Genomic DNA, 241 nt, shown 5'->3' with positions numbered 1-241 from the left:
CACCGGCTTGCCAGTCGATCTGGTGGAGGCCGTCAAGTGCGTCTACCAGCGGCTTCAGGATGATGTCGTTAAGCAGTTGGAAGCCGCCAACGAGGCACACGAGCAAGCGCAGGCGGTGATGCGTAGCCAGAGAGAGGCAGCCCTGGCCGGCGAAGCCCAACTGCGCCTGGCCCACACCACCTTAGCCCGAGAACACGACCAGACTCAGCAAACCTTGGCGAGATGCCAGCAGGATCTGCAG

Annotated in this window: 1 protein-coding gene; it reads left to right on the top strand. The window is 62.7% G+C overall.

The features are described 5' to 3' along the window. Positions 1–241: hypothetical protein (locus ACZ3HG_RS24695; protein WP_465335155.1), on the top strand; the 241-nt coding region annotated here is incomplete at both ends.

Source organism: Erwinia sp. PME.40.26/001 (assembly GCF_055556675.1).
The sequence above is the reverse complement of the archived record's forward strand: the minus strand, read 5'-3'. Positions and strand labels throughout refer to the sequence as shown.